We start from the raw sequence: 23,622 nt of genomic DNA, 5'->3' as shown, positions 1-23,622 counted from the left end.
TGAACCTTAAAAACAGTTATCCCACCCATCGACACAAGTTAGTTTTCGTTAGGTGGGAATAATTTAGATTATGAATCAAAAGATTGTTAGGAAAACAATTGTTTGATTTCTGCTAAGTTTGCTTCTGCTTCTTGTTCCCCTTTATCAATGATCTCTTGGTAACGAGCAAAATCAAATAACTGAAATTCTTCCAAATGGAAGTGCACAAACAGATCCATTTTAGGTCGTTTGAGGCGAGTGATCTCTCTACCTTCTAAAGTGATGGTTCTTGTCATAATTTGTAAGATAGGAGGGTATTTTAAAGTATCCCAAATATAACGAAAGAATCCTTTTTCAGTTGTGTTTCTGTCTTCAAAGAGTTTGCCCGGAACAATTTCTTGCAAAGGAGATACGTTGATTCCCATCACTACATCCGCACCTTTGGAACGAATGAGATTTTCGGGAACGTTATTGATCATTCCCCCATCCACTAAAAGTTTTTCACCGAGTCTGTAAGGGGGAAAGGCACCGGGCAAACTCATAGCGCTTGTGAGAGCTTCCGTAATTGGACCTTGGTCAAAAATATGTTCTTTTCCCGTTTGTAAATCTACAGCTGAAGTAGCAAAAGGGAGTGGCAATTCTTCAATACGTTGGTCACCAAACCCTTTCTTTAACATACGTTTCATTCGTTTTCCCTTAAAAAAGGCAACAACCGGTATCGTTGGATCAAAGGCACTTTCTAATCCACCAAAGAAATTTTTAATCATCTCTTCAATTTCTTCAGGTGAATTTTTTCTGGCATACAAGGCCGCAATCACAGCTCCCATCGAAGCACCAGATACAAAATCAAAATGTATCCCTTCTCTATGTAAAACTTTTAACAAACCTACATGAGCAAGAGCTCTAGCACCACCACCACCTAACGCTAAACCTCTCGTTTTTGCGACCAGATATCTTGCTAAAGTATCTTTTTGATAAAAGGTTTTGAGTGATTGGTCTTGTGGAAGATAACTTTTACGAACACCGCTTTCCATCATTCGGATGGCACGGCCTTCAAAGTTTCTAATTCTATTTTTCCAAAAATTGATGATTTCTTCTTTTTCTTTATAAAACTTTTCTGGTTCATCTTCCCAAAACACAATGAAGTCAGATTGCACCACAAGATAATGTAAATCCATTCGCGATGTGGATTCATCAAAATAAATATGAAGTAAGGGAGTTTTATTTCTAAGATTGGTAAGGTATTCGGAAATTTGTGTGGGGTCCATTCCTTTGAAAGTGGAAATAGGAATTGCCGATGATAACTTTCTAGTAACTTCTCCGTATTCGTCTAGGAAGGATTTTACTTTTTCGCTGAAATGATATTCTGGTTCTAAAGGAACATGAACACATAACCTTCGTAATCCGGAAAATGTATCTTTATGATTGGAACGATCTAAATTCTCTCGCATTCGAGAGCCCATCATTTGAATGATGTTTTGTGCGAAGACCTTTTCTTGAGAAGCCAATTGCAAAAATAATTTTCCATTCAATACATAAACAAGGGAATCAATAACGGCAATAGCAGAAGTGGAATGGTTGGAACTGGAGATAAGTGAGTTCTCAGCCAAAACTTGACCTGAACCCACATAAACATGACTTTGGCCGGCAACATTTTCGAGTAGGATTTCTCCATACCGAACAATATAAATTGATTCCGAAGACTCTCCTTTATAATAAAGAGCTTCGTGGCTTCGGATTAATTTTTCTTGGACATTGTTTGCCAGTCTTAACAAAACAGCGGGGGGAAGTTTTTTGAACAAATCCACAGACTTTAAAAAATTTTGGATGGCCTGTCGTTCTAATTCTGTTCGTTTCATTTTCCCCTCGTTCTATTAAATTCGTATGTTCACCCACTCCTTCTTACGAAATTTTCCGACAAAAAGCACTGCCATGAGTAAAATCCAAATAAAAAACGCAGACCAGATTCCAATCGTTCCCCATGCTAGGACAATCCCGAATAAATATGCCAATGGCAACATAATGAGGAAGGATACGATGAGATAAACAAACATCACATAGTACATCATCCCCGCACTACGAAGTGCTGAACCAATCACCATATGATAGGCATCACCTATTTGAATGAGGGCAACAATACAAAGTGCAGGATATGCTTCTTTGGCAACAGCAGGTACATCGGTAAAAAGCCCAATAAGCCAAGGTCCGCCAATAATAAAAAAGAGTCCCATAGAACCCATCACAATCGCTGAAAAAGTTGCTGAACGCATGGTTCCTTCATATGCCAATCGAAGTTTTCCTTGTCCCATTGATTGACCAAGAATGGTAGTGGCTGCAATTCCAAAAGAAAAACCAGGCATAAAAGATAAACTAAGACATGTTAATACAACGCTCGCAGAAGCAAGAGTGGTTGTACTAATCATACCTGCAATTTTATAAAAACCAGAAAATGCAAAGTTAACGAGTGTTCCCTCTACAGCAGGCGCAAATCCAACCATACAAAGTTCTTTGATGATTTCAAAACTTGGAGTGAAGATTTGATACTTAAAGAATTTGATTACATCTTTGCGGAAAAAATAAAACACCACAACTAATAGAGATGGGATAGAAGATAAACTAGAAGCAATGGCCGCACCCTTCACTCCCCAAGCTGGGAAACCCCAGTTTCCAAAAATCAGTAACCAATTAAAAAAGATATTTGTGACAGCAGCTAAAATGGAAGAAATCATCCCCACTTGTACAATTCCAATTCCATCAAAAAATCCACGTAAGGCGAATCCAACGAAAAAGAGAACAGTTCCTATAAATCGATAGGAGAGATAGACTCCCGCCACTTCAATGACTTGCGGATCATCTCCAATCCAACCCATAAATTGTGGGGCGTAATGGAATCCGAAATAAGACAATAAAGATCCTAATATTAAGGACAAATAAACAGAATTAACTAAGGTAATTCCGACTCCTCTTTCATTTTTTTCGCCAAATCGACGTGCTACGATGATTTGAACGGCCATAGATCCACCCATAAGAAAGGCAAAGATGGAAAAATAAACCATTCCACCAAATCCCACAGCGGCAAGCGGAACCTCACCTAATTTTCCTACCATGGCAGTGTCTGCCACCATAATGGCTGTATAACTGATCATTCCAAAAAAAACTGGGATTGCTAATCCAAGAATTTTCTGATTCAATCGAGTTGGCTTCAAGATGCGTCTAATTTTGTGAAGCATAGTTTTGTCATTCTTATATGTATTGCGATCTACACAACCACCTTTATGGATGTTTACCCCCTGAAACTTTGTATCGAATTGGTAAAAATAACCCAGAACCTAGATGGCATCTCTATTTAGATTCTTATGAAAAAGCATATGGGATAAAAATTCGACCTTCGACTTTTTTTGAAGATTATGCTGACATAAAAAATTTTTCCAAACTCTATCACTTTCGGGAAAAGGCTCCTTTTTTACATTTTCAAGCAAAGTTCAATCTCATCATCGCACTTGTAAAGTTTGATGAAAGAGAAATTACAGAAGTAACTCATGATGTAGTATTATCTAATAGTTTGGATGATATCAGTTATGCCGAATATCGTTTGATGTTTGGTAAAGAAGAACCAAAAGAAAGTTTTTATAGCAAACTAATGGCTTGTTTGGAAGGGCTTTCCAAAGGCGAAAACTCTGCGAAAAAAGAAGGAAAAACCATCCAATCAAAACTTGTGATGTCTTTACATAGAGATATCAACTTTGAAAGGCATTATGATTGGATGAAGAACTGGATGGAAAAAGATTCCGTCATTCGCAATGGACTTGTGGGTATTGACTTCTGTCATATTGAAGAAGGACATCCACCAAAAGATAAAAAATCTTTTTTTCAATCCGTAATCAAAGATAACCAAGCAGAACCAAACACTGCCTTATCAATCCTATACCATGTGGGCGAAAGTTTTAGAGATAAAACTCCCTTCTCTGCAACGCGTTGGGTTTTGGAATCCGCTTTGAATGGTGCCCATAGACTGGGTCATGCATTGGCATTGGGAATTGATTCCGATTATTTTTTGGGAGATGAAAGGACTGAACTTGTATCGGAGGCCAAGGACCAAATTGAATGCGAATTGGAATCTTATGAAGAGATTACAAGTTTTGGTCCTTTTTATCCAAAAGAAGAACTCGAACTCAAACGAAGGGAACTAAAAACCAAACCAGATTCCGAACTTTTAAAAATCCCTTTTGATGTGACCCAGTCCCAATACCTCCACACTTTCCAAAACTTTGTTATGTCTAAAGTAGCACAAACAGAGTCTGTGATTGAATGTTGCCCTTCTTCTAATTTATACATTGGGATGTTGGAATCGCATATTGATCACCCTATCACAAGGTTTCTGCAAAACGATATCAAACTCGCTATCGGTTCAGATGACCCAGGTTTATTTGGAACCACAATGCCTGAGGAATATGGACATGCACATACGGCAGGAGTTTCTGAAAAAGAATTGGAAACCATCCGGGAAAAGTCTTTTTCCTACAGATCCACCAAACTTTCCGGGCGTGAATTGGATTGACCCTGACAGAGATTAGGTAAACTGGAATGTATGCGGATTTTTTCCCAAGTATTTGTGCCGATGATTGTATTTTCTTTGGCAATGGGACCTCTCTTTGGACAAACTAAAGAAGGTTTTTATGACACAAATAACTATGATCTAAGAAATCTTCCGAAATCCGATCCTGAATCCAATGTTTTACAGGATGTGACACTTCCTCCCAAGTTTGAAACTCCAGTTCTTGCAACGCCTAAAAATGTGAAAACCCAATACAGCGGGATTGAATCCATTCCGGGAGCTGGTGCCTTAATGAATTCCAGAACCACTTCCAACACAAGCCAATCCGCAGCAAATCCTTATAATTTAACTGGTTCTCAAAATTTACCAATCAACCCACTCACCGGGGAAATCAACGAACAAGCCCTACAAAACCAATTACAAAAAAGTAGAGTCAAACAAGAATTAAAGAAAAAACAAAAAGAAGAATTTGATGAAGATGCCGTCTACGAAGAAACAAAATTTCGAAGGGCTTATATCATTTTCTTTTTAACCTTCCCGTTTGCTTTAGGAGCATCTGCAGCAGTGGCTTCCGTATTTGCCGTTGAAAAAACGATTGCTGGAAGTATCATTATGATTGGTGGCTCCACTGGTCTTTCTGGAGCAAATGTTTATGCAGATAGACAAAGATTGGAAGAACACCGAGAAAAGAAAAAACAAGTGGCTGACGTTTTCCCTTGAAACTCAAACGATACTTCGTTTTTCTAACACGATTTTTTATTTATTTACAAATCCAAAGATTCGAAATTCGAAAGTTTTATATAGAACACTTCCGTTGGATGGGAAGAACTTTCTATATTCTTTTTGGATTTTTGTCAGTTACCATTTTAATTTTAGATTTTGGATTTTATTATCCAGAAAGTTGGAAAGCGTATGTGACTCTATCGATTCGAACTTTAGTATCCTTTTTTATTTTCTATGAATCTGTTCATTTAATTTTTACAAACAAACGTTGGAAAGAATATGTTTCCATTCACAAAATAGAACTCATCATTTTACTGATGTTAGGACTAGAATTTATATATGAAAAAAATATAGTTTCAATTTTGAAGTCCTATCATATTTCCGGGGATGATACTACACTTATCTTTTTATCAGCCAACCAAATTTTGTTTTTGTTTTCCAATTTAGCCCATTTCTATCGGCTCTCCAGAAACCATGAATCCCGAAAATTAAATCCTTCCATCGTATTTGTATCTTCTTTTGCATTTATCATTTTACTCGGAGTTTGTTTTTTACATTTTCCAAAATCGACAAATGGAAGTGTTCCTTCTATTGATATTCTATTCACAACGATCAGCGCCACTTGTGTGACAGGACTTTCGACTGTCGATATTAGTTCTAGTTTTACTTTGACTGGACAATTGATTGTATTGCTGCTCATCCAAGTAGGTGGGCTAGGACTTATGACCTTAACCAGTTTTTTTTCCATCTTCCTTGCCGGAAAAGTTTCTGTCAGTGATACGATGATGATCAAAGACCTTCTTTCTGAAGAAACGATGGGCCGGGCCAAAGAAATTTTAAAACAAATCACGATTCAAACCCTTGTCATTGAATCTATTGGAGCGATCTTATTATTTTATAGTTTTCCAGAGAACTTTCCGATCGCCCTCTCTGAAAAAATTTATTATTCCATCTTTCATTCCATTTCTGCTTTTTGTAATGCAGGTTTTAGTTTGTTACCAAATGGACTCGCTACAGAAGCCTTCCAAAGATCCGAAGGATTTTTATCAGTGATTATGTTTCTGATTGTTCTGGGTGGACTTGGATTTCCCGTCTTATTCCAAATTAGAACCAAACTTTCCAATCCTTTTGATTTTAAGTTTCGATGGTCCGTGACCTCTAAATTAGTATTTTGGACGACCGGTTGCCTTCTGTTATTCGGTTGGGTATCGTATTATTTTTTAGAACAGAATTCAAGTTTAAAAGGTTTAACCACATCCGAACAAATCTTTCATTCTTTGTTTTATTCGGTCACTACAAGGACCGCTGGATTTAATACTTTAGATTTAAGCCAAATGGGATTTCCTATCACTTTTATTTCATTTTTTTTGATGTGGGTGGGAGCCTCTCCTGTATCTACAGGTGGTGGAATCAAAACCACAACCTTTGCCATCTCCTTATTAAACATAACCAATGAAATTCGTGGGAAAGATAGAATGGAAATTGACCACCGAACGATTGCTAATTCTTCGATTGCAAGAGCCAGCGCCACGATTGTTCTTTCTTTATTTGTTATCTTTGTTGCCATCTTTTGTTTGTTACTCACCGAAAATGCTAATTTTATCGATTTATGTTATGAAGTGGTTTCTGCCTTTGGAACAGTCGGTCTCACTCGTGGCCTCACTCCACATTTAAGTGATTACGGTAAAATTATCATTTGTACGGTTATGTTTGTTGGAAGAGTGGGAATTTTAACTCTGCTTGTGGCAGTCTCTAAAAAAGTAGATCGTATCTCGTATGAATATCCAAAAGAATATGTGGTTGTAGGTTAAAGTTTGGTATGCAAAGAAAAAAAATAGCAGTCATCGGTATTGGAAGTTTTGGAAAGTTATTTGTTCGTTATCTTTTTGATGATGGGCATGAAGTCATAGCAATTGATAAAGATCCCATGGTCATTGATTCCATAAAAGATTATGTAACGATTGCTGTTACCTTGGATGCCACTGACGAACATGCATTACGTTCTCAAGGAATTGTTGATGTGGATTATGCAGTCATTGCACTTGCCGACGATTTTGAAACATCCATTATTTGTGCTGATAGTTTAAAAAAATGTGGTGTTAAAAATATTTACGCTCGTTACCAAACGGAACTACAAATGAAAGTTTTGGAACTTCTTGGAATCAAAGATTTGTTTAATCCAGAAGAAAAAGCGGCAAGGAGTATGGCCGAAACATTATCTTTTTCCGGAATGCGTTCTAGTTTTTTACTTTCTGATGAATACAGTGTGGTGGAAGTCACTGTACCAAAACGTTATATTAATCATACCATCGCTGATGCTGACTTACGTCATAAATACAATATCAATGTCATTACCATCAAACGCCCCACGATCAATAAAGAAACCAAACGAGCATCCGATTCTAAATCAGAAAAAATTTTAGGAATCCCACATGGAAATACAATCCTCAAAGAAGATGATGTGATTGTTCTCTTTGGATCCCAATCCGATCTGGCTCGTTTTTTGGAAACTTAAAGTATGGGCCCAGAAAGAATCATTTGTCTCACTGAAGAACCCACAGAGATGTTGTATCTCTTGGGAGAAGAAAAACGAATCGTAGGAATCTCTGTTTATACCGAACGCCCACCAAGAGCCAAAGAAGAAAAAACCAAAGTCTCTGCCTTTATCAGTGGGAACGTAAAAAAAATCACGGCTCTCGAACCAGATCTCGTCATTGGTTTTTCTGACATCCAATCCCAACTTGCCAAAGATCTCATTGAACGAGGGTTAAACGTTCTAATCTTCAACCAAAGATCGATAACAGAAATTTTATCCAATATGCAAATGCTTGGTAACCTTGTGGGCCAATCAGAAAAGGCAAAAAATCTGATCGATGATTGGAAACGTAAGATACATTCTTGGGAAAAGGAAAACGAATCCAAAACCCACAAACCAAAAGTTTTTTTTCAAGAATGGGATGAACCCATTATCACTGGAATCCAATGGGTGAGCGAAGCAATCACACTAGCGGGTGGCGAAGATTGTTTTTCCCACTTAAAAGATCGTAAACTTGCTAAAGACCGAATCATTACCGCTACGGATGTGAAGGATGCCAATCCCGATGTTTACATAGGTTCTTGGTGTGGAAAGGCAATGGACTGGGACTGGGTGCGGAACAAACCCGAATGGTTATCCACAAACTTTATCAAATCCAATAAAATCTTTGAGCTAGACCCAAGCATTATATTACAACCAGGTCCTGCTTTGTTTTTAGAAGGCATTCCCAAACTGAAAGAGATCTTCTCCTCCCTCTAATTTCCTTCTTTGTCATTCCCCTGTAATCTAAATGTAACAAGGATATTCTAGATTTGAAACATATCAATTAGATATGGAGACATTCATGAACTTTTCATGTAACCTGACAAAGAAGAAATTCGCTTTGTCTTTTGTGACCTTACTTATCACAATTTTTACTCTTGCAGGAAAAATCGAAGCACAAGCAACACCTGCTCCACCAACGACTGAATCCACACAAACAACGGAAGCACCAGCGGAAACTCAGGCTCCCGTAGCCGAAGCTCCTGCGGAAGCACCAAAACAAGATTCCGAAATCGGACTCGTAAAATTGTTTGTGACTGGTGGATGGTCAATGTGGCCACTCCTACTTTCTTCTATTGTTGGCTTTGGTGTGATTCTAGAAAGATTGTATTTTTTCTTCACAGCAAAACTCGTAAGAAAAGGTTACAACCAAGACTTACAAGATGCGATTGATGCTTCTGGTATGAATGGTGTCGAAGAATTCTTAAAAGCAAATGAAGGACAAAGAATTACTGACGTATTAAAAAATGGTATGGAAATTTCGCAAAACGATCCAGAGATTTTTGCATCTGGTATCGAAAGAGAAGCTGGTGAAGTCATGACACTTCTTGAAAAAGGACTCACAGTTCTTTCTGCAGTATCCACCATTGCCCCACTCGTTGGATTCCTTGGAACCGTTTCTGGTATGATCAACGCATTTGATGCGATTGCAAACGCAGACCAAGTAAACGCAAAAGTGGTTGCTGGTGGTATCAAAGAAGCACTTATCACAACTGCTGCTGGTCTTATCGTTGCGATTCCTGCAATGACATTCTACCAATACTTACAAGGCCGAGTTGCATTCTTTACTTCTGAAGTAGAAGAAGCTGCTAACAAAATCTACAAAGAATACTTAAAACTAAAAGCCGGTAAAAGAGCGTAAGCGACGGAAAGTAACTAACCATGATTAAGTTAAAGAAAAAACAAGAACTAGAGGAGATATCGGCAGCATCCATGTCGGATATTGCTTTTCTGCTCTTGGTATTTTTTATGGTAACTGCTGTATTTTTTGTAAAGGAAGGACTCAACATTTCCCTTCCTCGCAAACAATCCGAACCTCAGCCTTTTTTACGTAAAAATGTATATGAAATTTTGGTAACACAAGATCGATACAAGATGCGTAACACAGCATTCGGAACCAAAGAATATTCTAGTTTAAAAGAATTTCGTGATGATCTAAACCAAATGGAAATCCCGGATCTTAAAAACAAACTAGCACTCATTGTTACAACCGGTGATACCAAATATGCAAAGATGTTGGATGCTTTATCAGCAGTTCAACTTCGTGGATTTGAAAAAATCTCAGTGAGAAAGAAGAAATAATATGTTACGAAGAAAGAGAGTCGCACCTTCAGTTCCCGTAAGTTCGATGGCAGACATTGCCTTCTTACTTCTCGTGTTCTTTATGGTAACCTCCGTACTAGATTCGGATCCAGACCTTCCCATCAATTTACCAGATGTTCCTGGTGGAGAACAGTTAAACAAAAAGATTGCCAATCTTTATCTAACTGCTGATGAAAAGAGAACTGTCTATTTTAACTCAGTGAAGATGGAACTTAACGAAGCTATGAGTGAAATCAGAGCTAAAATTTCCACTACACCTGACTTAAAAGTTTTGATCCATGCTGATCAAGATCTAACCTATGAAGAGTTGGATAATGTTTTCGAAACTCTCCGAGAGATTGGAGCCTTAAAGGTTTCTCTCGTTACCAAGACCACTCAAGGTGGCGGGTTAAAAGGAAAGTAACGTGAACGGAACAGTTGTTACACAAAAAAGATCCAAACGCGAAAGAATCCATCGGTTCATTGACAGATACAGAATTGAGACTGGTCTCGCTATTTCTGCCTTCCTCCAGGCTATCATCATTCTCTTTTGGTTCACACCTCATTTAGAAACTGATAGTTTGGACGACCTTGTGGAAGAAGTTGCTTTCATCGATAATGTGCAAATCCAAGAACCATCTACCGACTCCAAACCAACAGATGGTGATTTTGATCTTACCGACAAAGAAAAGGAAGAGAAAAAAGAAGACCCAAGGATTGCTGGAGCTTCTGATCCCATCGTTTCTGGGGCCACTTCTCCAGTAGACCTCTCACCAAATGTTCGTCCCGAATATACTTCTGAGGCAAAGGCACTTGGTCTCACAGGAACAATGACTTTAGAAGTCATCATCGGAAACACTGGTGAAGTCTTACGAGTTAGATCCGTAGGTAAGCAGTTAGGTGGTGGTCTCGAAGAAGAAGCCGTCAAAGTGTATCGAAGAAAACGATTTTCTCCATCCATTTTAGAAGGGAAAGCCATCACCGTTAAGGTGCTTGTTCCCATTCGATTTACTTTAAATTAAAAATTCACCACTACTATTTCTTTAGTAGTGGTTGAACCTTTCCGTATCCAAATACAACTTTTAAATATTTGTTTGGGCGAATCCACCACCCAAATGGTGGTGGACCGGGCTCTCCGCTGCAATCTGCAAAGCAGGATTTCCGCTACGATCCCTTTCGCTACTCCGGTAATTCCAATACCTTATCTTCTTCTTCCATTGGTTGTTTAGGAATTTCCATTTTTTCGATTCGAATTTCGTGAACAAAATCAGAATCTTCAAACTTGTCTAAAATACTAATTCGTCTAGGGTATTGTTTGTCGTTCCAAACTTCATAGTATCCGTATTTGATCACACCTTTGTAAAAACTAAACAGTTCTCGGTAAGTAAACTCCATCCATTCTAAGGCACCACTTGTTTTTTCAAAATAACCAACATATTGGTCTGTGTCAGGAGTAGCACCGACTTGGACAGATGTAAAATAAACCACTTCATAATCTTGGCCTAACTTTTGAATGGGACCTGAATATTGAACGATAGGATATTCTGTGAGTCGCCATGGAAGTGTTAAATACAAACGAAGGGACTCTAAATAAACTCGGACTTCATCATCGCCAGTAAAAACTTTTCCTGTATCAGCAGCAATTTGGTAGGTATCTTTTTTGACAAGGCCAAGGATCAGTCCTTTTTTTTCTCCTCCAAGAAACTCCACTTCCATCGCATCTTTTTCAAAATCTAAGTACACACGAAGCCTTTGTTCTGGATCCTTGATGGGTGTAAAAAATCGAACAAACTTAGAATGCCATACATCTTTGATCACAAATTGAATTTGTTTGTAATCTTTCCAATTGCCTGGTGTGAGTTCTTTCACAGGAGGATTTGTAATGATTGATAATCCTTTTTTCTTTAGGTCGGGATTTAAACCTTCTTTTTGTAAGGCGGGTGGTCGTAAATCAGCCAAAGAACATGAAATACAAAATAAAAAAATAGAAATGAATGATAAATGGAAACGAAACATTGATTCCAGATTGAAGTAAAAATGATCCTCTGTCAATAGGGAAAGTGAATCAGTAAAACTGGAGTCAGCGAAGAATTAAAGGTTTTAGAATTTTAAAAGAATCAAATGAGAAAAATGATAAATGAAGACTCAAAACAACTGAAAAGAAAAGAGAAAAGGCCGGAAATCCGACCTCTCTTCTTTAAAGAAACTTATGCTTTTGCAGCACCTGTTTTTTTGATAGATTCCGCAACTTCATTGATTTTTGCTTTTACGGATTCAATTTTTCCTTCAGGCATTTTTGCTTTGATTTCTTCAGCAATTTTGTTGTAGTTATCTACGATTTTAGAACGAGTTTCGTCGTAGTTTTTTCCAGCAACACTAGAGAATTCTTTAATGTCTGTTAGGATTTTATCAACGGATTGGCGAATCTTTACAGAATCTTCCGTATTGTCCAAAGCACCTTTGGATACTAATTCATTGTAAGTTGTTTCCAACTGAGTTTTTGCCTTATCAAGACCCTCTTTTCCTGATTGGAAAAGTCCGATACCTGCGTTAAGAATGTCCATGATTTGTTTTTCCATAATTTAGCTCCTGGTTTTCAACTAATTGTGCAACGCACAACACAGTTATGTGCGTTGCACAAAATCTTACAAGAACTTTTTTATCCCATTTTGTAAATTTTTAGATTTTTTTTTCGTAATCCGATTTAGGATTAATATCCATAGAATTGTTCCAAAATTGAAAACACTGAATCCTCCATTCAAAATCCCAACGGAATTCAAAACCATTCCCATGGTCCACTTAACAGATGTTCATGAAGATGGCAAAAATCCTTACTTTTACGTGGGACGACTGGAGGAATTGCCAAACGAATTTCAGGACTTTGAAAGTTCTCACAGACATTCTTATTTTGCGTTGTTCTATTTTACGGAAGGAGAAGGGATCCACTCCATCGACTTCCATTCACATTCCATTACTGAAAATAGTCTTTTTTTCTTAAGACCAGGCCAAGTGCATTCTTGGACTTTTACCAAACCAGTAAATGGTTTTGCATTGAAGATTTATCCCGAATACCTTACGGAACATGGGGGGCAGGTCACCAGTTTTCAAAACTTTCCCTTTTTCCAATTGGGAAATGAAAACTCAAAACTCGTGGTCGCTGAGGCAAAACAATTAACTAACGATTTTGAAAGACTACTCATAGAAAAGAATTCCAAACCAAGTTCTTCTATGACCTATGTTCTCATTCAGCTGGTATTACAACAATCCTTGAAGGAATTTAATACCTCATATACAAGTAACATAACCATTGATTCTAAGTTAGGGGATTTTTTTCGTTTATTAGAAAATCATTTTAAAGACCAAAAAACCACTTCGTATTATGCAAAACAAATTGGAACTTCCTCTGGAAATTTAAACCAATTATGCCAAAAACAATATGGGAAGTCTGCAAAAGCAATCATCCAAGAAAGGTTGGTTTTGGAAATCAAACGACTGTTACTACATTCTGATTTGAATATCAACCAAATTGCTTTGACTTTAGGGTTCGAAGATAATTCTTATTTTAGTAAATTCTTTAAAAACCTCACAAACAACTCACCTGAAAATTTTAGACGCCTAAAACGAAAACTACCATAAAAATCAAATTCTCTCCATTTACCAAAAACCTCTTTTTCCGTAAGATACAAACAACACTTACAAAAGGAATTAGATATGTTCGAAAAGTTATTCTACACTGAATCAAGTTGGTTTTTTACCTTACTCAGATTGGTTTTAGGTTTTGTGATTTTACCTCACGGATTACAAAAGTTATGTGGTTGGTTTGGAGGGTATGGGTTTTCTGCCACTTTGGATTTTTTTAAATCGGAAGGAATCCCCTATGCCATAGGATTTTTAGTCATCGTTGCCGAATCTTTCGGGGCACTTGGACTCATCTTCGGATTTTTCACAAGGCTTTCTTCGCTCGGGATTGGACTAACCATGATCGGAGCAGCCATTTATGTAAGAAAAAACGGCTTTTTTATGAACTGGTTCAACAACCAAACAGGCGAAGGATTTGAATACCATATCTTAGCCATTGGAATTGCTGTGATTTTGATGTTCACTGGCGGTGGCCAATTAGCAGTTGATAGTTGGATCGCAGAGAAGATTAAATAAAACTGTTGAAAACCAATTAAAACAAAATTTGAAACAAAGGAAGTAACAGGAATCTAAATACAAAGTTTTCGATTGTTTAGTTTCAAACGAGCGAAACCACAGATTCTTAAATGATTTGTATTTAGATTTCTAAAGCACTGATGGGCTCTTGTTGTTGAGCCATGATGGATTCCAAAAACTTTATATAAGCTTCGCGACCAGGATACTCTACTTGATTCACTCCTGTTTTGACAGCAGCTTCTGCCACGGCCGGAGCCACATGGTAAAGAACTCTTGCGTCCAAAGGTTTTGGAATGATATAATCAGCACCAAATCGAATTTCCTTTTCGTTGTAAGCTTCAGAAACTTCGATAGGGACAGGAAGTTTTGTGAGTTCGCTTAACGCATAAGCGGCAGCTAACTTCATTTCCATATTCACAACTTTTGCACGAACATCTAAAGCTCCGCGAAAGATAAATGGAAATCCAAGTACGTTGTTTACTTGGTTATGGTAATCACTGCGACCGGTTGCCATGATGAGGTCAGGTCTTGCACGTTTTGCATCTGGATAAGGAATTTCTGGATCGGGATTGGCAAGAGCAAACATAATAGGTTTCTCAGCCATCGTTTTTACCATGGCTTCAGTCACCACATTGGCAACAGAGACTCCAATAAATAGATCCGTTCCAGGAAAAATATCTGCTAACGTTTCTGCTTCGGTGTTACGAACAAAAGGTAACTTGGTTTCATGTAAATTAGTTCGTTTGTGATTGATCACACCGCGAGAATCCAACATAAAAATGGATTCATGTTTGACTCCGATATGTGTTAACATCTCAGCAATCGAGATCGCAGCAGCTCCCGCTCCGTTGATCACAACTTTGATATTACCAGCTTTTTTACCGGTAATTTCTAATGAGTTTAATAAGGCAGCAGTAGAGATGATTGCAGTTCCATGTTGGTCATCATGAAACACAGGAATTTTCATACTTTCATCTAAAGTTTTTTCGATATGGAAACATTCTGGGGCACGGATGTCTTCCAAGTTGATACCACCAAACGTTGGTTCAAGGGCCTTAACAATCGTAATGAATTTTTCAGGATCGGTTTCATTGATTTCAATATCAAACACATCAATGCCGGCAAATTTTTTGAATAAAACTGCCTTTCCTTCCATGACTGGTTTTCCAGCGGAAGCTCCAATATTACCAAGACCTAAAATGGCAGTTCCATTGGTAATGATTCCGACTAAATTTCCTCGGTTTGTGTATTCATAAACGAGATCAGGTTGTTTTTCAATTTCGAGGCAAGGGTAAGCGACTCCCGGTGAGTAGGCCAAGGACAGGTCGTAACTGTTCTCCGTTGGTTTTGTCGGAACTACTTTGGTTTTTCCTTTCGGAAACCTAGAGTGATACTCAAGTGCGCTATTTTTCATGGTCTATTTTCCCACGATTTATGATTCAATGGAAAATCCTAGAATAAATTGGAGGGATGGCCTTTCAAAAAAGGTTGATGGAAGTTCTATGTCCCTTTAGATAAAGTCCTTACAAAAGCCATAGGGGGCAAATTTGGAACTCGTCGGAGAATTTTTTGGTACTGCTGTTCTTATTTTACTGGGTGATGGCGTCGTTGCGGGTGTTTTATTAGAAAAATCAAAAGCAAAAGATGGAGGATGGATCACCATTACCACAGCTTGGGCTTTGGCCGTTTGTTTTGGAGTTTTGGTGGCAAAGGCCTTGGGTAGTCCTGGTGCTCATTTGAATCCTGCTGTGACCCTTTCTGTTTGCATCCAGTCGGGTGATTTTTCCAATTTTCTCCCTTACTGTTTTGCCCAAATCGCAGGCGCTGCCCTCGGAGCCACTCTTGTTTATTTGCACTACCTTCCCCATTGGAAAGAAACCAAAGATTCTGGAACCATTTTAGCTGTATTCTCTACATCACCAGCCATCCATCACACTCTCTCCAATGTCATCAGTGAAGGACTCGGAACCTTTCTCTTAATCATAGGCATCCATGCCATCTTCTCTCCGTTCAACGGTGGAGCCACTGGTGTCGTCGGCACTGGGTTTGTAGGACTCCTTGTTTGGGCCATTGGACTTTCCATGGGAGGAACGACAGGTTATGCGATTAACCCCGCACGTGACTTAGGTCCAAGGATTGCCCATTGGTTATTACCGATTCCTAATAAAGGAAATTCCAATTGGAAATACGCATGGCTTCCCGTTGTGATCCCGTTAGTGGGTGCGGCGATCGCAGCGGCCGTGATCAGGTGGGGGGTAGGATAACTGGTGTAAGGGGTTTTTTCTCCCATAAGATTGTTATTTCTGTCGAAGGAATCTAACCTTATGGGAGATCATATTCGTTAAAAAAATGTCTTATCCAAACTTGTTAATCTATGTTTTTTTTTATATCCTCTCTGTTTTTTCATTTTTATTGTTCGATGAAAAACAGGTTCACAACCCTGCACCAGAAATTACTATTTTATTTACATCACTCCTTCACCCAATCTACATAATCAGTCTCTTTTCAAATATTAAGTTCTATTACTTGTGGATTCCATCTCTTGGATTTTGGATTTCAATTTTTTCATTTCATGTAATAAAAAAAGTAAATAAATAACCTCTATATAATTCTTTTCTAGGTTGAATTGTATTTTTCAATCCCATTATAACAATCAACATTCTCATTTTTACCACCTAATTTTGAATAAATTTCATTTTTCTAAAATATAATATTAATCCATAACTAGAAATTAAACTGATAAAATATTGACCAGATTGGTCTTGGAAAGTTAATTACTAACAGCTGATTTTCGAGTTAAATAAATTAACACAAATCTTAACTCGTTAATTAGAATATTCATTAGATTCAATATGAAAATTAATCAATCGGAAACCATGAAAAGTAAATGTATCCTCCTCATCCTACTCTCTCTCGCCTTCCTCCCGATTTTCGCTACAGAATCAGAAACTATAGATACCTTTCGTGGAATCAATTTTTCTACCACTGAAGCACAAAAAGTGAAGGCTATGTCCATTTTCATTCCCCAAGTGGCAAAACGTTCTGAGTCCACCCATCTGAAAGATAAGTTCCCAATTACTTTTTTCAAAGCAGATTGCACCCAAGAAAAAGAATGTTTTTCGCTATTAATCGCAGTATCAATCATACCTGAATCAATCAAATCCTTTGATACATTGGTGGAAGAATCAAGGGCAGCTGACTTTGGCAATCCGCCGTATGAAGTGAACAAATGGGTGGAACTTCTTTCGTTTAAAACCGAAAAAACAAAAATTCTAATGGGACCTGGGGAAATTCTCGGAACGAAGATTAACGCTTTTTATTATATAAAAGAAACCAATGAAACCTACAGAGTTTCCATGAACTTAATCTATCATCCTAAATTTCCAGAGGAAGAATGGAAAGACATCTTAATGCATTCATTTCTTATCTTAAATAGCATTCATATTGAAACAAAAATCAAAATGAAAGAAGCGGACTAGATATAAAAAAAGTATTACTCCTACTCGCCAAAGGCTTTGAATCTTTCGAAGCCACTGTTTTCATTGATCTCAAGGCAAAATCTCTTCATTTTTTCTATAAAGTAGGCTCAATCAATCAGAAAGATGATAGACAAAGGAATAAATCACTTCCTTATTAATGTTCAAAATAGAATTGGAGAACCAAATATTCAATGTTAGTTCTAACAAGATTGAAAACAAAGTTTATTCTTTCAGCAGTGTCACTATTCATAATTTCTTGTTCCAGTTTTCCAATTGGTTCAGGTTATAGTTCTAGGCAAAAAACGATAGTTTATTCAAAACCAGATAACAAAAGTCCAATTGTTTTGGAGCTTAAAAAAGAATCTAACTTTGACATCATAACCTATAACTATTTAAAAAGTAATCAAAAGGGAAGATTATGGCATAAAATTAAACTAGATGACAAGGTCGGCTATATAGAAGAAGATCCTGGAGACAAATCTAATTCTCCAACGCAATTGTTTCTTACAACAAACGAACCAATGTATGGTTTCGTAGTTGCTTCTTCTTTAGTTTTGCGCAAACAACCAAATACGACAAGTGCCGCTATTGAAAAACTTGCAACGAAAGAGATTGTTAAAATCATAGAAGAAGGAAAAAATCCGGTAACTGTTAATGGAAAAACTGGAAACTGGGCCAAAGTAAAAACAAAAAACAATAATATAGGTTTTGTATTCACTCCATATTTGATGTTAAACAAGTCTCCAGACAATTTTGTTATCGGCGAGGATATAGAAACCGATGAAAAAGGTTGGGCATATACTACGACCTTACCAAAAATCATTTATCAAAAAAAGAAAGGAAAGTTACACCCAGTAGAAAATAATCAAATTGATGAAAATGTTTTTTATTTAGTAGATTCTAGATATATCACAAAAGATGGTAAAGTATACTTTCATATTTACAAACAAACCGCCAGTCAAGCCGATTGGTATTCAGACATAGAAGTTGAAAACTCTGCGGATTGTTATATTCCTTCAAACCAAGTATTAGTTTCAAATCGTTATGCGCCATTATACTCACAAGTCAAAGAAACAGATAAAACAATACGCAAACTGATCGATTTTTTAGACCAACAAGAGGAATTTGAAATAGATCCTGAAAGGTCTCAATTTAACACATTTAATTCAAAAAAAGATAAGTTTCATGTGATCATTACTTCAATTAAAAGTAAATATGACGAATGTCGTGGTTGTTTTGAAAGTGAGGACTACAATTTAGTTTATGTGTTTCAAGAGAAAGATAACCAATTTAAAAAAGTATTCGATGCAGCAGGAAATCGATCCGCAAGTTTCATCGAATCAGATAAGAAGTATTTTATTACAATAGCAACGAGTCCTCTTCCTGAAGGAGATGAGGATCCAAGCACAACTACATACACTGAATACAAATTTGATGGATCTAGTTTTGTATTTGAATCAGAAGAAAAAAGACATTGATTCAATCATTCGATAGCTGATGAAAATCTCCCTCATTCGCTATCGATAAAACTTCCATTCCATTATCTTTTCAGATTCCATCTAACAATCAAAGCTAATCCAGATTAGGTGGGAAGGGGAAATGACCGTTCCTATTCTTTAATTTCCGTTCTGTACTTTTTGAAATGCAATACAAGCATTTACAGTTTCGATCTTTCCTTCTTGTAAATCTTTACAACTAAACAACAAAATTTGTTTATGACACTCTTTATATGCAGTTTGAATTGCGAATGGATCCGCACCAATTAGTTTGTAAGCATTACTTTCACGAAATCGTTTTTGGCATTGTGTTTCTTCCAATCGACCTTCCGTAAATTTTTTAAGGTTCTCCGGGATTGACTTCCATTCGTTATTTGCACATTCTCTATACTTAGCACAAATCTCAGCAGTCAAAGTTAAAGATTCATTTTGCCACTCTATGTTTATGATACCTTTCTCTTTTTTGCAAGAAATGGCAGCCAACAAAACAAAAATAGAAAAGAAAAGAAACAGTTTATTTTTCAAGTTTGATTTAGGAACAGAATTAACTGGTCGGCATTTCATTGTAATTCGATTATAAACCTTGATAACTTTCTCTTTATTTGTATTTCGTATAGCCACAACAAAACCTAAGGAAGTTATATCTACATTTCGTTTGTATCCGCCGCCTCCCCAATGACCTCGCTTGTTATCTGTAACGCATTTAGCTTTACTGAAGTTTAAAAAAAATTGATTTAGTAAGTTCATAAATTCTTTCGATTTTCCTTTATTATTTCTCTGTTTCTGCTGTTTCTTTTTTACGTATCAAAATTTCAATTCGCTCTTCTTTGGCTTTTTTTTCTGGTGTATCCGACTCTTTTGATTTTTGAAACATGGCGTAACCTTGGACAGAAACTTGTTCCTTGGGAATACCATATTCGTTTACTAATTTTTCCGCAAGCAAAGAGGCTCTATGAGAATGATAATCCCATGAGTTCTGAAATTTTGATTTATCAATTTGTGATTCATAAGGGATTTGAACACGAACCACTATATCAATATCCATTCCTTTGGATAATACTGCCAATTGTTCAAATGCATATTTTAGATCAGGATCTGCTTTTAATATATCATCCGAGGCTAAATCTGAACCAGCGAACGTCAATTTGAGCTCTTCTGTTTCAGCAAGTCCGAGTTTTAATTTTGCTTTTTCTCGAAGTGTCTTTAATGCAAATCCAATTCGTTCCCAAAGCCGAAACACTTGTGACTTAGGTTCCATCGTGTCATCTTCCAATATTCCTGAACCACCATCTAATAGGGCACCAACAGAACTTACATTTAATCCAAAACCACGTTTGATATCTTTTGCAACTTCTGTTAGGCGATTTGCATCAACCTTACTAATTGCGTATAATATAATAAAAAGTCCAAGCAACAAAGTAATCATATCGGCATAAGTCAATAACCAACGATCATGCGCTTCGATATGTTCTTCTTCTTTTGATACAAACCTGGAACGTCTTCTCATATTTCCTCTTTAAGAGTTGGGAAAGCTTTATGTAAAAATTCCCATTCTTTTTTTTGGACAATCTCATAGAACTCATTAAATAATTCTTGGTTCACCGGCAACGTTGCATAATAACCTTGTTCTACTTTTTTAAACAAAGGGTAAACTCCAAGTAACCTTGCCATCATTGCTGCTGGTTTGATAATATATGCACTTACTGGTTTATGCGCCAACTCATAGAATTTTTTAAGATTAAAAAGAACAACTTCTAATTGTTTTCTACGAGTTTCGCGTTGGTCTAACTCACAAAACAAAGAAAAATACTCATCCTGATCTAAGTTTTTTCCTGACTGCCAACCTTTAGAGAGAAGAAGTTTGGCCATTTGAATGTCCAATTCATCTGTAATAGAATTTAGTTCCATTAAACGTTCTACGTTTTCTCTCGTCCCCTCTTTCATCATGTTTTTAACTTTATCATAGGTGGTGAACGCTAATGTTTCCCATTCTTCTTTTCCATCTAAATTATAAACTGTTTCAAAAAAGAATTTTGCCATTCCGATTGTTTCGTTTCGATGAAAAAAATCATAATAATAGAGATGAAACCGGTCTACTTGGACTCGAACAATTTCTCTTCTCGCAAGAGCGACTTCTTCCGTCAATTGGTGTTTCATTTTCGCTTAGTTAGCTGTTGCTCCTAAAAGATAAGAAGGAAATCCTTGTTGGTCACGTTCAAAAGGTGCAATTGAAAATTGATTTGGAATGGAAACAATTTCATGATAGAATTTATAAGTAGATCGAAATAAAATTTTAGGTGTTATCGATTCTTTTGGCGTATAATAAAATTTTACACCATAACGAAAGTTATTTGCCCATCCTTCCTTTGTAACCTCTAACAAAGGATATTCCGCTGGGATTTTTTTGTTTTGGATAACATTAAAAACAATGTCACCTTTTTTATACAACCGAACTCCTTGAGTTTCACCTGCCAATCGAACAGAACCAGCTTCAGGAAAGGACAAGGATAAATATGTTAAACTAACATAGTTTCCACGATTCTTTAGTTGTAATGTTACAAGTGACTCTTTTCCAACCTCAAACTTAGGAACCACTTCTAAGGAAACAAATGCAGGTACCGGTTGCATCGGTAGGTTTGGAATCATCTCCCAACCATTAAAAACAAATTCTTGAGAGTAATTTGGATTCGTAGGAAAGATTCGAAATGATTTATCTTTGAGATTGTATTCAAAATCAGCCCGTTTGCTTCTTTTTAATTCCTCGTGTTCTTTGAGTTGGAACCCGTCCCATATTTTTTTACCTTTACGGTATCCCATAGGCACCGAAATCAAACCTAACGGTGGTTCTTCGGCAAGTACTTCGATAAATATAGAATTAAAATTATCACCGGGAAGTTCCGCTACTACAATCCTACGAAGGCAATCCCCTGCAAAAGTTACTTTTTCCTTTCCCGGTGCCGCACCTGGAACCCAAGATTTAAGTTTTGCATCATAGAACATCTCCCCCAAATTCTGTAGAAAGAACTCCAACTTCCATAAAAAAGTCCAACTTGATCCGTCTTTGCGAAATGCCGCAAGTACCTCGCTTGTCCCCGATTGGAACAAAACCAAAGTCTCCATTTCTGGAGTTTCATCTAAATTGATTTGTTTTTGGCCTAAAACTCGAACTGGTTGTCCGTTTTCACTGCCATACACTGCATTTCTAATTTCTCCATCGGAAGGAACTTCCTTTTGTGAGCAGGATACAAAAGAGAGGAATGCGAAAAGTAAAGTGACTGTAATTCGAAACTGAATGGATAAATTCATGGGAATTCTTTCATTCCATCAGACCAAAACTCCAATTCAACCTTTTTTGCTTTTCCTTTCTCGCTCCTGTGTTTTACTCGTCTAAGTAGTAAGAATTGGGGACGACATTGGTTTCGACTGTTGTTGGCTTGGATTCAGTGGCACGTAGGGGTGAGGGACCTCTTAAAAACCTTCAAAACAATAACTGCAAATAACGAATTTGCTCTAGCAGCTTAATTTTAAGCTCTACGGTTTCACTGGCTGTTTCCTTAGGTGGCCAAGAAACCGACACCTCTCTAAGGACCTTTCGGATTTGTCGCCCGCTTCGAACCGGATTGAACTCTAAGTAGGATAGGAATTAGTCCCCCGTTTGTAGGGTAAGTCTTTCCAAAATTTATTTGCAAACTAAACGTGTAGAAGCTGCATTTGAGGACGATAGGACCCGGGTTCGACTCCCGGCGTCTCCAGAATCTATTTTAAGCATCTCAAACCCTTTTTCATATAACAAACAATTCACGACGGGAGTCGAACGACCGCAGCAGAGAGAAATGGTAGCACGAAAACTGGGACGCCCCAGTCTTCGTGCGTTAAGCCATTTCGACCTGAGCACACGATGTGCGAAGGCTGATGCGGGACGGGCTGGAACGTGTTCGCCTGTCTCTCATGGCCAGAGACCCACCCGCACCCATGGTGCTTTTCGAAGCAAACACCTTCAACCTATCGAACGACAAATTGGTATATTATAGACTTAAACTTACATTAAATGAAAGAGCTGAACTTAATCTTAGGCCATACTCCAAACCACGTATGGTAATAAAGCATATAAATTCCAAAGGAAATTCCGCATAAGATAAGAAAGACAGCTGTTTTCCGAAAGACCAAAAGATTTCCCATGTCCACGGTCATTTTCAAAACGATCTTAGTGAATCTATCGATGATAGAGAACAAAAAGAAAAAAAGTAACAGGATCACAGCCATACCAATCAAAGTCACGATGGGTTTTTCATACATACTAGTAAGACCCAATACTCGTCCATTGATTGTTGTTACAATCAAATCCACAGCAAGTATACAAAGTAAGCGAAAATAAAAACCTAAAAAACGATGAACAAGGGTTTGTTTCGATGAAGTAGACATGGAAAAAAATTTAGGGATCCAAACGAAGTTTGCAAGTATGATTTTTCAAAAATCAATTAACGAAACTAAGAATTTTTACGTTCGCTGAACTAAGCCTGACCCAGATTCAAGTAATAAAGCGGAAGTTTTAAACATTATGCTACCTAACATCTA

Annotated in this window: 24 protein-coding genes and 1 other RNA gene; 15 read left to right on the top strand and 10 right to left on the bottom strand. The window is 37.3% G+C overall.

The features are described 5' to 3' along the window. Window positions 1-86: 86 nt before the first annotated feature. Window positions 87-1,838, bottom strand: coding sequence for a patatin-like phospholipase family protein (locus CH364_RS15855; RefSeq protein WP_100787875.1), 1,752 nt, complete (start codon window positions 1,836-1,838; stop codon window positions 87-89). 15 nt (window positions 1,839-1,853) lie between these two features. Continuing rightward, complete coding sequence (locus CH364_RS15850) at window positions 1,854-3,170, bottom strand: MATE family efflux transporter (RefSeq protein WP_243401325.1); 1,317 nt, start codon at window positions 3,168-3,170, stop codon at window positions 1,854-1,856. 56 nt (window positions 3,171-3,226) lie between these two features. On the opposite strand from CH364_RS15850, the gene CH364_RS15845 reads away from it, so the two are divergent. From CH364_RS15845 to CH364_RS15805, 9 genes are all read left to right on the top strand, one after another. Then, window positions 3,227-4,537, top strand: a complete 1,311-nt coding sequence (locus CH364_RS15845; protein WP_100743551.1) for an amidohydrolase family protein — start codon at window positions 3,227-3,229, stop codon at window positions 4,535-4,537. 30 nt (window positions 4,538-4,567) lie between these two features. Next, a complete protein-coding gene (locus CH364_RS15840) occupies window positions 4,568-5,254 on the top strand; it encodes a hypothetical protein (RefSeq protein ID WP_100743552.1) in 687 nt (228 codons plus the stop codon). Beyond that, window positions 5,251-7,068, top strand: coding sequence for a TrkH family potassium uptake protein (locus CH364_RS15835; RefSeq protein WP_100743553.1), 1,818 nt, complete (start codon window positions 5,251-5,253; stop codon window positions 7,066-7,068). The genes CH364_RS15840 and CH364_RS15835 overlap by 4 nt, the downstream gene beginning before the upstream one ends. An 8-nt stretch (window positions 7,069-7,076) precedes the next feature. After that, window positions 7,077-7,772, top strand: coding sequence for a potassium channel family protein (locus CH364_RS15830; protein WP_100743554.1), 696 nt, complete (start codon window positions 7,077-7,079; stop codon window positions 7,770-7,772). Window positions 7,773-7,775: 3 nt separating this feature from the next. Then, the gene (locus CH364_RS15825) at window positions 7,776-8,552 is read left to right on the top strand and encodes a cobalamin-binding protein (RefSeq protein WP_100787874.1); all 777 of its coding nucleotides are present in this window, start codon (window positions 7,776-7,778) and stop codon (window positions 8,550-8,552) included. 85 nt (window positions 8,553-8,637) lie between these two features. Continuing rightward, complete coding sequence (locus CH364_RS15820) at window positions 8,638-9,477, top strand: MotA/TolQ/ExbB proton channel family protein (RefSeq protein ID WP_100743555.1); 840 nt, start codon at window positions 8,638-8,640, stop codon at window positions 9,475-9,477. Between the two features lie 20 nt (window positions 9,478-9,497). Continuing rightward, entirely contained in the window at window positions 9,498-9,917 is a 420-nt protein-coding gene (locus CH364_RS15815) for an ExbD/TolR family protein (protein WP_100743556.1), read from the top strand. Window position 9,918: 1 nt separating this feature from the next. Beyond that, window positions 9,919-10,341, top strand: a complete 423-nt coding sequence (locus CH364_RS15810) for an ExbD/TolR family protein (RefSeq protein ID WP_015677138.1) — start codon at window positions 9,919-9,921, stop codon at window positions 10,339-10,341. Between the two features lies 1 nt (window position 10,342). Next, a complete protein-coding gene (locus CH364_RS15805; protein ID WP_100743557.1) occupies window positions 10,343-10,939 on the top strand; it encodes an energy transducer TonB in 597 nt (198 codons plus the stop codon). A gap of 157 nt (window positions 10,940-11,096) precedes the next feature. On the opposite strand, the gene CH364_RS15800 is transcribed toward CH364_RS15805, so the two are convergent. Both CH364_RS15800 and CH364_RS15795 read right to left on the bottom strand, forming a co-directional pair. Then, window positions 11,097-11,933 (bottom strand): LBF_0142 family lipoprotein, encoded by an 837-nt coding sequence (locus CH364_RS15800; RefSeq protein ID WP_100743558.1) that lies wholly within the window; start codon window positions 11,931-11,933, stop codon window positions 11,097-11,099. 191 nt (window positions 11,934-12,124) lie between these two features. Beyond that, complete coding sequence (locus CH364_RS15795; protein WP_100743559.1) at window positions 12,125-12,496, bottom strand: phasin-related domain-containing protein; 372 nt, start codon at window positions 12,494-12,496, stop codon at window positions 12,125-12,127. Between the two features lie 157 nt (window positions 12,497-12,653). Here CH364_RS15795 and CH364_RS15790 point away from each other — a divergent pair, with 157 nt between their 5' ends. Together CH364_RS15790 and CH364_RS15785 are read left to right on the top strand one after the other, a co-directional pair. Continuing rightward, window positions 12,654-13,553, top strand: a complete 900-nt coding sequence (locus CH364_RS15790; RefSeq protein ID WP_243401326.1) for an AraC family transcriptional regulator — start codon at window positions 12,654-12,656, stop codon at window positions 13,551-13,553. 75 nt (window positions 13,554-13,628) lie between these two features. Then, window positions 13,629-14,072: a DoxX family protein gene (locus tag CH364_RS15785; RefSeq protein WP_100743560.1), complete on the top strand. Its 444-nt coding sequence runs from the start codon at window positions 13,629-13,631 to the stop codon at window positions 14,070-14,072. A gap of 121 nt (window positions 14,073-14,193) precedes the next feature. Here the strand turns inward: CH364_RS15785 and CH364_RS15780 are convergent, their stop codons facing one another. Beyond that, window positions 14,194-15,486: a malic enzyme-like NAD(P)-binding protein gene (locus tag CH364_RS15780; RefSeq protein WP_100743561.1), complete on the bottom strand. Its 1,293-nt coding sequence runs from the start codon at window positions 15,484-15,486 to the stop codon at window positions 14,194-14,196. A gap of 133 nt (window positions 15,487-15,619) precedes the next feature. Between CH364_RS15780 and CH364_RS15775 the strand changes: the two genes are divergently transcribed. From CH364_RS15775 to CH364_RS15755, 3 genes are all read left to right on the top strand, one after another. Continuing rightward, window positions 15,620-16,336, top strand: a complete 717-nt coding sequence (locus CH364_RS15775; RefSeq protein ID WP_100743562.1) for an MIP/aquaporin family protein — start codon at window positions 15,620-15,622, stop codon at window positions 16,334-16,336. A gap of 612 nt (window positions 16,337-16,948) precedes the next feature. Beyond that, the gene (locus tag CH364_RS15765; protein ID WP_100744695.1) at window positions 16,949-17,551 is read left to right on the top strand and encodes a hypothetical protein; all 603 of its coding nucleotides are present in this window, start codon (window positions 16,949-16,951) and stop codon (window positions 17,549-17,551) included. 191 nt (window positions 17,552-17,742) lie between these two features. Continuing rightward, window positions 17,743-19,029: an SH3 domain-containing protein gene (locus CH364_RS15755; protein WP_100743564.1), complete on the top strand. Its 1,287-nt coding sequence runs from the start codon at window positions 17,743-17,745 to the stop codon at window positions 19,027-19,029. A 138-nt stretch (window positions 19,030-19,167) separates the two neighbouring features. Here CH364_RS15755 and CH364_RS18825 read toward each other — a convergent pair whose 3' ends face one another. Genes CH364_RS18825 through CH364_RS15735 form a run of 4 tightly spaced genes read right to left on the bottom strand, consistent with a single transcriptional unit; the run spans window position 19,168 to window position 22,353 of the window. Continuing rightward, a complete protein-coding gene (locus CH364_RS18825) occupies window positions 19,168-19,794 on the bottom strand; it encodes an LA_2478/LA_2722/LA_4182 family protein (protein ID WP_243401327.1) in 627 nt (208 codons plus the stop codon). 22 nt (window positions 19,795-19,816) lie between these two features. After that, on the bottom strand, window positions 19,817-20,554 hold the full coding sequence (locus CH364_RS15745) for a flagellar motor protein MotB (RefSeq protein WP_100743565.1): 738 nt from the start codon (window positions 20,552-20,554) through the stop codon (window positions 19,817-19,819). Then, complete coding sequence (locus CH364_RS15740; protein ID WP_100743566.1) at window positions 20,551-21,204, bottom strand: FFLEELY motif protein; 654 nt, start codon at window positions 21,202-21,204, stop codon at window positions 20,551-20,553. Before CH364_RS15740 ends, CH364_RS15745 begins: the two co-directional genes overlap by 4 nt. A gap of 6 nt (window positions 21,205-21,210) precedes the next feature. Beyond that, window positions 21,211-22,353, bottom strand: coding sequence for an LIC13341 family surface-exposed protein (locus CH364_RS15735; RefSeq protein ID WP_100743567.1), 1,143 nt, complete (start codon window positions 22,351-22,353; stop codon window positions 21,211-21,213). A 97-nt stretch (window positions 22,354-22,450) separates the two neighbouring features. Here CH364_RS15735 and ssrA point away from each other — a divergent pair. After that, window positions 22,451-22,802: a transfer-messenger RNA gene (gene ssrA, locus CH364_RS15730) on the top strand. Window positions 22,803-23,091: 289 nt separating this feature from the next. Here ssrA and CH364_RS15725 read toward each other — a convergent pair. Then, window positions 23,092-23,469: a hypothetical protein gene (locus CH364_RS15725; protein ID WP_100743568.1), complete on the bottom strand. Its 378-nt coding sequence runs from the start codon at window positions 23,467-23,469 to the stop codon at window positions 23,092-23,094. Between the last annotated feature and the right edge of the window lie 153 nt (window positions 23,470-23,622).

Origin of the sequence: Leptospira harrisiae (assembly GCF_002811945.1) — a bacterium.
GTDB lineage: Bacteria > Spirochaetota > Leptospiria > Leptospirales > Leptospiraceae > Leptospira_A > Leptospira_A harrisiae.
Note: the sequence above shows the minus strand (reverse complement) of the source record. Positions and strands in the feature narration are given on the sequence as shown.